The organism is Vibrio casei, from assembly GCF_002218025.2.
Taxonomy (GTDB): domain Bacteria; phylum Pseudomonadota; class Gammaproteobacteria; order Enterobacterales; family Vibrionaceae; genus Vibrio; species Vibrio casei.
Genome location: NZ_AP018681.1, coordinates 452,592 through 464,948 on the forward strand (window position 1 = coordinate 452,592; position 12,357 = coordinate 464,948).

A 12,357-nucleotide genomic window follows, 5' to 3' on the forward strand; every position below is an offset into this window, starting at 1 on the left:
ATATAACCTTACTCTTTGTGAAAGATTGCCATGAAGCGAATTCAATTAAAGCAAGTTCAAGTAAAGCAAGCTAAATCAAAGCAAGCTCGGTCAAAACAGACGCTTGCGAGTCCTCTGTGGAATCCATTTTCGCTCGTCAATCAAGTATCTCTATCTATGCTGGTGATCACGGTATGCGCGATCATCGGTATGTCGGTTTCTGCCTGGGTTGCTAATAGTATTCAGGGAAATGCTCACGCGATTAACCGAATTGGTTTTATGCGGATGCAGAGTTTTGAATTGTTATCATTATTACCGCTTAATCAACAGACAAGTGAGGTGCTATCCGTTACCGATAAGAGTAGCCATTCCCAATTTCTAGAAGAGTATATTCATGAACGCGGCCTTTCAGATGAATATAAAAAGGTACATCGTTATTGGCTAGAGGAGGTTAAACCCACTTTGCTTGAGGCGCATAGTCCAGACGGCGCAAGGCAAGTTATCACCCAATATGTGGATCAATTAGATCAATTGGTGCATTTAATTGATAAAGAAACAGAACATCGTTTATGGGTTTTGAAATCCTTACAGACGACGTTCATCATTTTATTATTACTGATTTTATTTGCCAATGTAGTGCATTTACGTAGCCGTATTTTTCACCCTTGGCGTCAGTTATTGACCATGGCTTTTGAGTTAAAAAATGGTCATTTACAATCTCGCTTTCCAGTGAATAATAAAAAAGATGAACTGAATCAATTAGGTATTATGTTTAACAGCATGGCAGATAAGCTCGAGAGTATGTACTCAAACCTCGAAACGTTAGTGGAAAGCAAAACGGAGAGTCTGACTCATAAAAATAGGTTGCTCGATTTTTTGTATCGCTCCAGTGGGGTTTTGATTTTAGATAATAGTGAGAGATATTGTGCTTTATTTTCCCCAATAGTATTCGAGCTTAGAGATATCACTGGTTATCAAAACATTACTTTAGAAATAGCGGATTACCATAAGTCGGGCAATTGCCAAGTGATTTCAACTGCGCAGCATCAAAGACCGGAAAACTGTTTGGATCTGAGTTGTGAAGCTTGTTTCTTTTCGATATCTGAACCATTACCGAACACGAATGGTGAGGTTAAAGTGTGGGAACTTGAGGATGGGTTACGCAGTTATGGCCGATTAAAAATTGAGTTTTTGCATGATCAAGCTCCCTCGGAAGATAATCTGCAATTTATTGACACGTTAAGTAAACAAATTACTCGCTCTTTAGCCTCTAAATACCAAGAACATTTAAATAGTGAATTAATGTTAGCCAATGAGCGTGCGACGATTGCTCGTGAATTGCATGATTCCATTGCTCAATCTTTGTCTTGTTTGAAGATCCGTTTGAGTTGCTTGCAAATGCAAAGCAGTCATTTTTCGGATGATCAAAAAAACTTGGTCAAAGAAATGCGTCAGGAAGTAGATACGGCCTATACCCAACTGCGCCATTTGCTCGCGACGTTTAGATTGAAATTAACGGAGCCCGGTTTATTAGCGGCATTGGAAAATACGGTTGAAGAATTTAATGAAAAATTGGGGTTAATGATCCACTTAAACTTTGAAGTGCCGGCCAATAGTATCTCTTCCCACCAAGCAGTGCATATTGTGCATATTGTTCGTGAAGCATTATCCAACATCTATAAACATGCAAATGCCAGCATGGTTCATATTGACGCTAAATATGATGTTAATAATCAAAAAGTTTCTGTGACAGTAACGGATAATGGTTGTGGCATGAATACAATTACTGAACCTAAAAATCATTACGGTCTCACTATTATGAGAGATAGAGCCAAGTTGCTACCTGGCAAGCTCAATATTAAATCAGAATCAGGGGTAGGAACGCGTATTAATATTGAGTTCTCACCACAATAAAAAAGGTATTGCTATGGAATTACAACACACCAATAAATCAACCATATTATTAATTGATGATCACCCAATGTTATGCAGAGGCGTGAAACATTTAATTGAAATGAATGGCAATATGCAAGTCGTAGCAATGGCTCACACTGGCACAGATGGCATAGCATTGGCGAAAGAACATGATCCGGACCTTATTTTATTGGATCTTAATATGCCTGAGATGAATGGCTTAGAAACCTTACGTGAATTGCGAAATGGCCACCTATCGAGCCGAGTCGTTGTGTTTACAGTCTCGAATTATAAAGGTGATTTAACCAATGCCATTAAGTTAGGTGCCGATGGCTATTTACTAAAAGACATGGAACCTGAAGAATTAATAAAAGCTATTGATCAAGCTTGTAACGGGCAAATGGTACTAAGCCCAGAAATGACCCCGATTTTAATGGAAGGTTTACGCAGTAAAAAAGAAGCGCCACGTGGAATTGACAGTTTAACCAAACGGGAATTTCAAACCTTAAAGCTGGTTGCAACGGGAATGACGAATAAGATGATTGCTCGTAAATTGGATATTGCCGAAGGGACAGTGAAAGTTCACGTTAAAAGTTTGCTAAAAAAATTGAATTTGCACTCGCGTGTCGAAATGGCGGTGTGGGTACATGAAGAGAATATCTGTTAACCCTTAAGCTTGGGGGAGTATCCGAGACGGGTATATTCAAGTTATTTTCCAAGTGTTTAAAATCTTAGTATATGAATTCGGTAATGAAAAAAAGCGGGCCTATGAGACCCGCGAAAGAGGAGGAAGTGCTCCTTTTAGGGAGGAGCTTGTTTAGGGATTAGATTATTTAGGGTATTTAAGTTATTTAAGGGTTAGCTTACTGCCTCAATTTTTGCTTGATCGGCAGGTTTAACATTTCTTCGTCTTTCGGATAACACGACGAGTAAACGCTGCAAGCCAATAAAACAAAATAATAAAATACCGATGATGATTTTTGTCCACCAAGAGCTTAAGGTACCATCAAAGGTGATGTATGTTTGGATCAATCCTTGAATTAATACGCCAAATAATGAACCTAAAACCGTACCGACGCCACCCGATAATAGGGTGCCTCCGATGACAACCGCCGCAATACCATCAAGTTCAACACCGACTGCTGCAAGCGGGTAGCCTGCCGACGTGTAAATGGCAAATACAATACCGGCTAAAGTGGCTAGTAGGCTCGACAGCATATAAATACGGATGTTGGTTTGACGAACCGGCACGCCCATCAAGGCGGCAGACTGAGCATTACCGCCAATCGCATAGACGTTATTACCAAATCGAGTTCGGTGAGCGAGATAGATCCCAAAAGCGACAACCGCAAGCATGATAATGGCAATTAAGCTTAATCGACCGCCTCCCCAAATCTTCCATGATGCTCGGGACAGTTCTCTAAACATTGGGTGTACGATGGGAATCGACTGCTCTGAAATAATAAAACTGGCGCCACGTAAAAAGAACATACCCGCCAATGTAATGATGAAAGGTGGGATTTTTAAGGTATCAATAAACCAGCCCATCATTGCGCCAAACATGGCACCCATCGCAAGCACAATCGGTATCGCGACCACTGGATTGACTCCCCAGTCACCGACCATTTTAGCGAGCAGTACTCCAGTAAAGGCAACCACGGCACCAACCGAAAGGTCGATTCCCCCAGAGAGGATCACGAAGGTCATGCCGACCGCGATAATTCCGAGAAATGCATTATCGGTTAAGATATTGCAAATTACTCGAGTGGTTAAAAAGGCAGGGTATTCGACTAGGCAAATGATATAGCCTAGGAAAAACACCCCAATAGTGATCATTAAAGGTAAGTGGCGCTTAATCATAATTTACCTCTCTTTAATGAATTTAAAACCGTAGAAGATTGCAATACGAGAACGACGAGAACCACTAAAGCCTTCACGATTAAGTTCCATTGCGGCTGGTAGCCAGAGAGTAATATTCCGGTATTTACGCCTTGGATAATCAGCGCACCAACTAAAGCGAGGAATAAATGAAAGCGGCCGCCCATTAACGCGGTACCACCAATCACTACCGCTAATATCGCGTCCATTTCCAACCATAAACCCGCATTATTGGCATCGGCTCCTCGAATATCGGCGGCGACAATAATGCCGGCAATGGCTGCCATTAATCCGCTCAACATGTAAGTGGAAATCACGATAACCGGGGTGTTTACGCCAGCATTTTTGGCGGCACGGATATTAATCCCGACCGATTCAATAAATAAGCCGAGCGCAGTTTTTTTGGTAAGCATCCAGATAAACAAAGTACACAGTAGTGTGATAACGACTGGGGTTGGGAAGTAGAGGAAAGAACCACTGCCTAACCATGCTAAAGCGTCGTTATTGAAGGTGATGATTTGCCCTTCAGTAATCAGCTGAGCGATACCTCGTCCTGCCACCATCAATATTAAGGTGGCAACAATCGGCTGAATTTTAAATACAGCGACTAAGAAGCCATTCCATAAATCACAGGCAAGACCTGCTGCCAGCGACGCTAAAATTACCACCGGGATGGAATATTCTTGAGCGGCTAAGCTGGCCATAGTCGCACCGCTGATCGCCATGACCGCGCCAACCGATAAATCGATCCCGCCAGTGGCGATCACGAGTGTCATACCTAGGGTAAGTAGGGCAACTGGAGCACAGCGATTTAAAATATCAATCACACTGCCAAATAAGCGTCCATCTTGGATATGAATTGAGAAGAAACCATCCGAGACAAGGCTGTTGATCAGCAAAACTAAAATTAAGGCTGCAATTTGTGGTGCGCCTTTAGGCACCTTGAATTTGAACTTTGAAGGTTGTTCTGGTTTTGGTTTTAGAGAATCTTGAACCGTTTGGGACCTCATGCTGCACCTCCTTGGGCAATAGCTTGCATGATTGCAGGAACCGTTAATGTTTCGGTTGGAATTTCTGATACTTGTTTTTTATCTCTCAGCACAATCACTCGGTCTGCATAACCGACCAGTTCTTCAAGCTCGGAAGAGATAACTAACAAGGCGAGCCCATCTGCGCACAATGACTCAATTAAACGAATGATTTCAGCATGTGCACCAACATCAATCCCGCGGGTCGGCTCATCTAAAATCAAGAATTTCGGTTTGGTTAATAACCAACGAGCAAGTAGAACTTTTTGTTGATTACCGCCAGACAGAAATTCTATCGGTTGTTCCATATTTGGGGTTTTAATACCTAGCTGCTCAATAAAGCGAGTGGCGATGGTTTCTTGTTCTTTCTGCGAAATAGGTTTGAACCAACCACGTTGTGCTTGCAGCGCGAGGATAATATTTTCTCTCACGGATGCTGCGCCAATAATGCCATCGGTTTTTCTATCTTCAGGACAAAAGCCTAAACCTGAGCGAGAAGCTTTTCTGGCAGAATGAATGGTGAGTTTTTCGCCTTTGAAAGTACATTGGCCACTGTCATTGGGTTGAATACCAAAAATGACTTCCGCGGTTTCGGTTCGGCCCGAGCCGAGTAAACCTGCCAGCCCAACGATTTCTCCGGGATACACATCAAGATCAAAAGGATGAATGGTGCCTTTCTTGCCGTAATTTTTAAGCTGGATAGTAGGCGTATCACTTAAGCGGGTTTTACCAGCACGTTTCAGCGCGTTATCAGCAAGATCTTTACCTAGCATCATTTTGATTAATTCAATACGTGGTAGATCTTTGGTGACTCGTGTCCCTATAAACTGCCCATTACGCAAAACGGTAATGCGGTCAGAAATGTCATAGACTTGCTCAAGAAAGTGAGTAATGAAAATTAAGCTAATCCCTTGTTGCTTTAAGTCATTCATGATGCGAAATAGCATCTTTACTTCATTGTTATCTAGGCTAGCGGTGGGCTCATCTAATATTAATATTTTGGCGGATAAAGAGACCGCCCGCGCAATCGCGATGACTTGTTGAATCGCAACCGAAAAATGGTTAAGAGGCTGGGTGACATCAATATTCAGACCATAGTGTTTTACCAATTCTTTGGATTTTTCAGTCATGGCCTTACGATCAACAAATCCCCATTTCTTAGGCTCATGGCCGATAAATAAATTATCCACCACTGACATGTTAGGCAGTAAGTTGACTTCTTGATAAACCGTACCTATGCCGAGTTGTTGGGCATGTGAAGTATCGGTTGGATTAATTGCTTGGTTTTCTAATAATACTTCACCGCTGTCTTTTTGATATACACCAGTGAGCACTTTAATTAAGGTGGATTTTCCCGCACCATTTTCACCTAATAAGGCCATGATTTCGCCATGTTGTAGCTCAAAATCGACATTATCGAGCGCGCGAACCCCAGGGAAAGATTTAGATATTCCTTTGGTTTGCAGTAGAGGTGTGGCTGAGCGTCCTTGCTCAGATTTAATTTGTGACATAGTGACTCCGTTAATGCTCTTGTAATACCAATTTCAACAAGTAACTGATCGCTTAGCTTGCTAAAAACGCGAGCATGACTTTTCCTTCAACGGGCTAGCTCTAGATATAGGTGAGCATGAAAAGGCAGTGATTATCGATCGCTGTTTTTATTAGCGGCTTACCATCGCCTTACATGCTCACAGATTTCAAGTGGCGTGAATTACACGCATTGATTATCGATTAATATCCCATGTCTTTTTTCAGAGCGAGTTGCTCTTTAGCGCTACCTGGTTCAAATAGCGTCGTTTCGGTTTTGATGTGTTTTGGCGGCACAGTGCCGTCTTCTTTGTATTTGATTAGCGCATCATAAGCAGGGCCAGCCATATTTGGCGTAAGCTCTACTGTTGCATTCGCATCACCAGCCATCATGGCTTTAAAGATATCTGGCACACCATCAATAGAGACGATGTAAATATCGCTACCCGGTTTTAGCCCGGCTTCTTTAATCGATTGAATAGCGCCGATCGCCATATCATCGTTGTGAGCAAATACCGCACAAATATTCTTACCGTTATCTTCGGCTTTAATGAAGCTCTCCATGACTTCTTTACCTTTACTACGGGTAAATTCGCCAGATTGAGTACGGATAATTTTTAGATTGTCGGCAGAAGCGATGGCGTCTTGGAAGCCTTTTTTACGGTCGATAGCCACACTAGCGCCTACCGTACCTTGCAGCTCAACTACGTTACATGACTTATCGCCGACTGTGTCGATCAGCCACTTACCAGCTAATTCACCTTCCAGCACGTTGTCCGCCATTACTGCGGTCATATAAAGTGAATCATCTTGCACATCGATGCCACGGTCGAGTAGGAAGACCGGAATATCGTAATCCTTGGCTTCTTCTAGCACAGGGCCCCAGCCAGTTTGTACCACTGGCGCGATAAAGATGGCATCAACCCCTTGGGCAATGAAAGAGCGAACCGCTTTAATTTGGTTTTCTTGTTTTTGCTGCGCATCGGAAATTTTTAATGTGATGCCGCGCTTTTCAGCTTCTGTTTTAGCTACGCTGGTTTCCGCTGCTCGCCAACCAGACTCTGATCCTATTTGAGAAAAGCCTACCGTGAGGTCTTGAGCAAAAATGGAAGGAGATACTAGGGCGGCGCTGACCATGGCAGTTAAGGTTAATTTTTTTAGCATAATATTGTCCTTTTTATTATTGATACGCGAGATGGATAAACGTCCTTTCATCTCTATGCATGATGAAGATAGCTAAAGAAAATTAAAAGAAGCATGTAAATGGTCACATTAGGCTTTAAGTAGCTATTATATCCATAAAGATAGCGGAGCTGTCCATAATGATCACTTGACTGATTTAGTATTAAAAACAATATGATAGGTTAGACTAAAGTCTTAATTTTACTGGCAGGAGATGTTGAAAAAGCCTAAAAAGAAAAATTCTTTATAGGCTGATTTAAATAGGTTTATCAATAATGCGCTAGGCTTACAAACGGTCGTTCAAATAAGCTTGATAATCTGGAATTTCTATATCTACTTCTTGCTCTAATAGTTCAGAGTTAAACAAAAATTTAGCAGTGGCACGGTTCGTAGCAACAGGAATATTCCATACTGATGCGATACGAAGTAAAGCTTTTACATCGGGGTCATGAGGGACGGCGTTAAGAGGATCCCAAAAGAAAATCATCATATCAATTTTACCTTCAGAGATCAGCGCGCCAAGTTGTTGATCGCCACCCATAGGGCCGCTAATTAAACTTTTAATGGCAAGGCCAGTTTCTTTACTCAGCATATTGCCGGTTGTGCCTGTGGCATATAAAAAGTGTTTTTGAAGTTTCTCTTTATTTTCAACTACCCAACGCAATAATTCTGGCTTGTAGTGATCATGTGCGACGAGCGCAATATTTTTATGTGCAGGCATAGTTCGAATGGTTTTTTTCATTATTATTACCCTGAATGTTCGATAAATATTTTATTTGTAGCGACGGTATACGGCGCTTAAGTTACACACAGCATAAGGGAATTATTGGAAAATAAATAGGCTTGAAATTCACTTCAAACCTATTTATTGAGATCTTTTTGAACCGAAGAATTATCGGTTCTCAAATCGGTTGTAATCGAGAAGACCTGCTTCTATTGGCTGATCTTTTTCATACCATTTGTGTAACTTGTCACTAAATTGCCAGAAATTTTTATCACTACGACGAACACCATATTTATTTAGGATAGCAACATAATCATTGTCTTCTTTTATGGTCGATAACCGTTGATAAAAATCGCTGATGTCATTTTCATTAAGGTATAGGAAGGCAGAAGGGTAGCTGCCGACGACGCCTTTCACAAACGTAAGGTCATCGTTTTCAGGATCTCGATTACTTTCTTCATCAAACAAGCTTGAAATATTACGATGAGAATTGTTATGAATAATGGTGAAGACTTGTTCTTTACCTGAATGAGTCGTGATCATTACTGTTAGTAGCTGAGGAACCCAGCGCAGCCCACTTCCTTTAATGGTGTTAATCTTTTGAAGGGTAGCTTCGTGCTGTGCGGTTAATCCCGTATTTTTTATTTCATAGCGATGCGTGAGCACTGGCGCTAAACGTTTTTTGAGCATTTGATAAAGCTCGGTTTGTGGATGACTCGTTTGATATTTGACGTTGGTCGGTTGTTCAAATGGTTTGACATCACGCTGGATAAAAGCACTTAATTGAGGTGGAGAGTTTTGGTACCAGCTTTCCATTAAGTGGTGGCGATCCTCGATCGGTAGTAAAGATAAGAAGTTTTCTTCCCCTTCCATTCGTAGAAAATCCATAAACATACGAGTAATCAGTTGGTGACCAAAGTTGCCATATACATCAAAGCCATCCACTAATAAGTATTGAATACGTTCGAGTAAAGCATAGTCCATTATCCATGCGGTTTTAGGTGGGGTACCGACTAAACCTTGTACGACAGAAGCACTGTCAAAGTGGCGAAAAACGGTTAAAGCCGCATTTGGATTTTTTCCATCGCCATCCCAAACTAAATCGGTGGTTAAGTGTTCGCCGTCCTTAAACCATTCGTTCATTGCCCGAGTCTTGGCTTCAAGATATTGGGCTTGTTGCTTGGAATAAGACAGCCATTGATACGTCGGAATCAAGTTACTTTCTTTTTCAGAAGGCAAGTGTAGGTTCTCCATTTGGCTGTCATAGAATGTCTTAACTTGAGGCGAACTGGATGATTTAGGATCAACAAAAAAGACCCAAAAACGGTCGTTGATAACATTTAAAGCAAGTTGACCACGGCATACCGGACCTTTGATAAAACTCATGATGGTATTCTGAGCATTATCCAACATGAATTGATAACGAGCTTCTACCGGTAAGGAAACAAATGCTGTCATAGGATTAGCCGATACTTTTGGTTTATAGCTGGGTAAAGCATCCACTTGGTAAGTCGGCTGGATGAAAAGATCTCGAATACGTTTCAACTTTTTGCCATTAAAGGCATAGGGTTGGTGTGTTTTATCCACAATGGTTGCTGGATAAGCGACTAACCGATAATAGACGCGTTCAACTTTTGGATCATCATATGGGCGACGGGTGGCAATTCGCTTCACTGGCAGCCCCGGTGGCGTCGCAGAGCGTACTAAAGCAAAAAATTGGATTGGGCTGTTAGGTGTTGCTTTTTGAAAATCTGAAAAATAAATATGGGATAAAAACAAATGCTCATAAATATATCGACTGGTGAGCTGTTGTTTTAATGAATCATCATTTAAGAATGCTTCCCAGATGTCGACTTGCTTGGTTTGTTGCTTAGAAAGTGGTTGATGGGCTGTCATTACTGCGCCATCAGACAACCAAGTCATCAGAGTATTATGTTCTTTATTACTTAAAGCGGGCATACCGTAAGGCATTCCCCAAGTTGGGTAATTGGTTTGATACTGGTCTATATTTTCAATCGTTGGGCATTTTTGTTGACGATTGATTTTAAAATCAAACCCTTCGAGTTGTGTTTGTTCAGGAAGGGGATGAGCTTTCTTTTGAGTGAGTAAACGTGCCACTAAACCAGCTTCTAGATTGGCTTCAGGAATTTGTGAGCGTTCATTGAGAATTGGGTGAAATCCAATCTCTCGCCATTCTTGTGTGGTTTGCGCATCTTCAAATAAACGGGTCGGATTTGACGCTGTTAATCGTGTGCCTTCGTAGACTAAGCTTTTATTTGCGCCTCTATCGATACCTTCAACCGATGAGAGTTTGAGCTGGCAGGGTGCATCATAACAGGCGTGACAAACCACGCAGCGGTTATCTAAAATGGGTTTTATTTCACGCACGAAGCGTTGCGCTGCCTTACTATTGTACTCTGGCGTTCTTGGTTGAACTTGCTGTTTTCCAAAAAGTTGATCGTAATTTATACCGGTGTAAACGGCACAACCAGAGATGACTGAGATAAAGATCAGAGCGACAAGATGTTTTAATTTCATCCTAAATCCATTTATATTATTTGTAATCAGTTACTTGGGTGTATACACAAGTGGTATAAAAATATAGATATCAATAAGGATACCAAACACTGGAGTATTTACACAAAATAGCAATGAATGTGGTTTTTTTTAAATACAATATTAGCCATACCTATTGATTTGTTGGAGTCATTATACCCATGAATATGTTCGATGATTATTTATAAGTATTTGATTGATTTAAAGCATTAAACGCCAAAATGGTTTTTAGTAAACTGAGCGCTATGATAAATTTACGTCAGAATTTTTACGGAGTACTCTTCTGTATTTTCTTTACGTTATACTAAATCAAATAACAATAGATAGATCAGTACATCATAAAGATAATAAACCAAACTGAGAGAACATAAATTATGAAAAAGTTGAAAATAGCGATTGTAGCAGCATTAGGTGTGACAACATTGAGTGGTTGCATGGGACAAATGGGCGTAACGGGCCTAGTCACAAAAGGTAACTTAATGGCTGTCGATAACCGCTATGCGCGTGAAGGTCTATTTATTTTAATGAGCCCAATTTACGGTATTGCTTCTATTGCTGATTTATTTATCTTTAACTCAATCGAGTTTTGGACTGGCAAAAACATCATTACGGGTAAATCGCCAGCAGTTGTTGATACAAAAATTGATGCTTTATTAAAAGTAAATGATAAAGTCGACGGTTCTTTAACAACAGCACCTGTTCAGGCGAACAATGCTCAAGTTGAAAATACGACTATTCAACAAATTGACGATAACACTCTTGAAATGAACATTTCTTACGTCAATGGTACACAAAAGACACTTCGTGGTGTTAAAACAGGCGATGCTGTTGAGTTCTATTCTGATAACCAACTGGTTACGACTGTGAAAATCCAAGAATTAGAAAACTACGTTACTGCTGCCCAGCTTTAATGTATTTGCACTTAATTTACTAAGTAAAGTATAAGTAAATTAATGTAGGTAATGTTGGTATTGAAACAGAGTGAACTGAAAAGTTTACTCTGTTTTTTATGTTAGATTTTTAAGTGTCAAATTAATGTACATAAGCAACGCCAAGATGAGAGTTTTGAACCTTAAAGTCATTTGATATAGGCATCCTCTTCTTTATATTCGCTTTATTTCATTCACTAAAATCAATCTGAATTACGGTTAACCCCGTCACATCTTTTGAGGTTTACGACTTAAGTTCTACAGTTATTCACATCTAAAGACTGCATATTAAGCATGTGGGATGGTTTTGCTTCGTGTGATTGGGGAAAATATGTTTGAAACAATGGTTATGGTTGTTGAAAAAAGTATCTTAGTGATAGGCATTGCCTTGATTTTGATGAGTTTGTATCAATATGGTAAGCGTAGCCAAGATTGGAAAGGTGTCGTAACCGTATTTTACAAGAGAGTTGAAATGACTGTACAGGAGTTTAAGTTTTATAAATTAGGTGTCAGTTTGGTGATATTTGCAGTGATATTAAGAATTGTAATTTTAATATTCTGGCCATAAAAAGTCGCATTAACATAAACTCTTTAATTATCAGAATCTTAAGATTGAATTCTATTGACTTTATAGTCAGTT

10 protein-coding genes are annotated in these 12,357 nt (G+C 40.4%); 4 read left to right on the forward strand and 6 right to left on the reverse strand.

From position 1 onward, the window contains the following. Nucleotides 1–30 precede the first annotated feature (30 nt). Both narX and narL read left to right on the forward strand, forming a co-directional pair. The gene (narX, locus tag VCASEI_RS14930) at nucleotides 31–1,893 is read left to right on the forward strand and encodes a nitrate/nitrite two-component system sensor histidine kinase NarX (protein WP_086961352.1); all 1,863 of its coding nucleotides are present in this window, start codon (nucleotides 31–33) and stop codon (nucleotides 1,891–1,893) included. Between the two features lie 13 nt (nucleotides 1,894–1,906). Then, nucleotides 1,907–2,560 (forward strand): two-component system response regulator NarL, encoded by a 654-nt coding sequence (narL, locus tag VCASEI_RS14935; protein ID WP_086961354.1) that lies wholly within the window; start codon nucleotides 1,907–1,909, stop codon nucleotides 2,558–2,560. 191 nt (nucleotides 2,561–2,751) lie between these two features. Here narL and yjfF read toward each other — a convergent pair whose 3' ends face one another. The 6 genes from yjfF to VCASEI_RS14965 form a co-directional block, all read right to left on the reverse strand. Then, nucleotides 2,752–3,753: a galactofuranose ABC transporter, permease protein YjfF gene (yjfF, locus tag VCASEI_RS14940; protein WP_086961355.1), complete on the reverse strand. Its 1,002-nt coding sequence runs from the start codon at nucleotides 3,751–3,753 to the stop codon at nucleotides 2,752–2,754. Next, nucleotides 3,750–4,781: a galactofuranose ABC transporter, ATP-binding protein YtfT gene (ytfT, locus tag VCASEI_RS14945; RefSeq protein WP_089110498.1), complete on the reverse strand. Its 1,032-nt coding sequence runs from the start codon at nucleotides 4,779–4,781 to the stop codon at nucleotides 3,750–3,752. Before ytfT ends, yjfF begins: the two co-directional genes overlap by 4 nt. Further along, complete coding sequence (gene ytfR, locus VCASEI_RS14950; RefSeq protein ID WP_089110499.1) at nucleotides 4,778–6,310, reverse strand: galactofuranose ABC transporter, ATP-binding protein YtfR; 1,533 nt, start codon at nucleotides 6,308–6,310, stop codon at nucleotides 4,778–4,780. The genes ytfT and ytfR overlap by 4 nt, the downstream gene beginning before the upstream one ends. Nucleotides 6,311–6,530: 220 nt before the next feature. Next, the gene (gene ytfQ, locus VCASEI_RS14955) at nucleotides 6,531–7,490 is read right to left on the reverse strand and encodes a galactofuranose ABC transporter, galactofuranose-binding protein YtfQ (protein WP_089110500.1); all 960 of its coding nucleotides are present in this window, start codon (nucleotides 7,488–7,490) and stop codon (nucleotides 6,531–6,533) included. A gap of 304 nt (nucleotides 7,491–7,794) precedes the next feature. Continuing rightward, nucleotides 7,795–8,250, reverse strand: a complete 456-nt coding sequence (locus tag VCASEI_RS14960; protein ID WP_086961361.1) for a methylglyoxal synthase — start codon at nucleotides 8,248–8,250, stop codon at nucleotides 7,795–7,797. A 150-nt stretch (nucleotides 8,251–8,400) separates the two neighbouring features. Next, nucleotides 8,401–10,770 carry a fatty acid cis/trans isomerase gene (locus tag VCASEI_RS14965; protein WP_089110501.1) on the reverse strand — a complete coding sequence of 790 codons (2,370 nt, stop codon included), beginning with the start codon at nucleotides 10,768–10,770 and terminating at the stop codon, nucleotides 8,401–8,403. A gap of 392 nt (nucleotides 10,771–11,162) precedes the next feature. Here VCASEI_RS14965 and VCASEI_RS14970 point away from each other — a divergent pair, with 392 nt between their 5' ends. Both VCASEI_RS14970 and VCASEI_RS14975 read left to right on the forward strand, forming a co-directional pair. Beyond that, nucleotides 11,163–11,699 carry a DUF3332 domain-containing protein gene (locus VCASEI_RS14970; protein WP_089110502.1) on the forward strand — a complete coding sequence of 179 codons (537 nt, stop codon included), beginning with the start codon at nucleotides 11,163–11,165 and terminating at the stop codon, nucleotides 11,697–11,699. 349 nt (nucleotides 11,700–12,048) lie between these two features. Continuing rightward, entirely contained in the window at nucleotides 12,049–12,285 is a 237-nt protein-coding gene (locus VCASEI_RS14975; protein WP_086961385.1) for a hypothetical protein, read from the forward strand. Nucleotides 12,286–12,357: the final 72 nt, after the last annotated feature.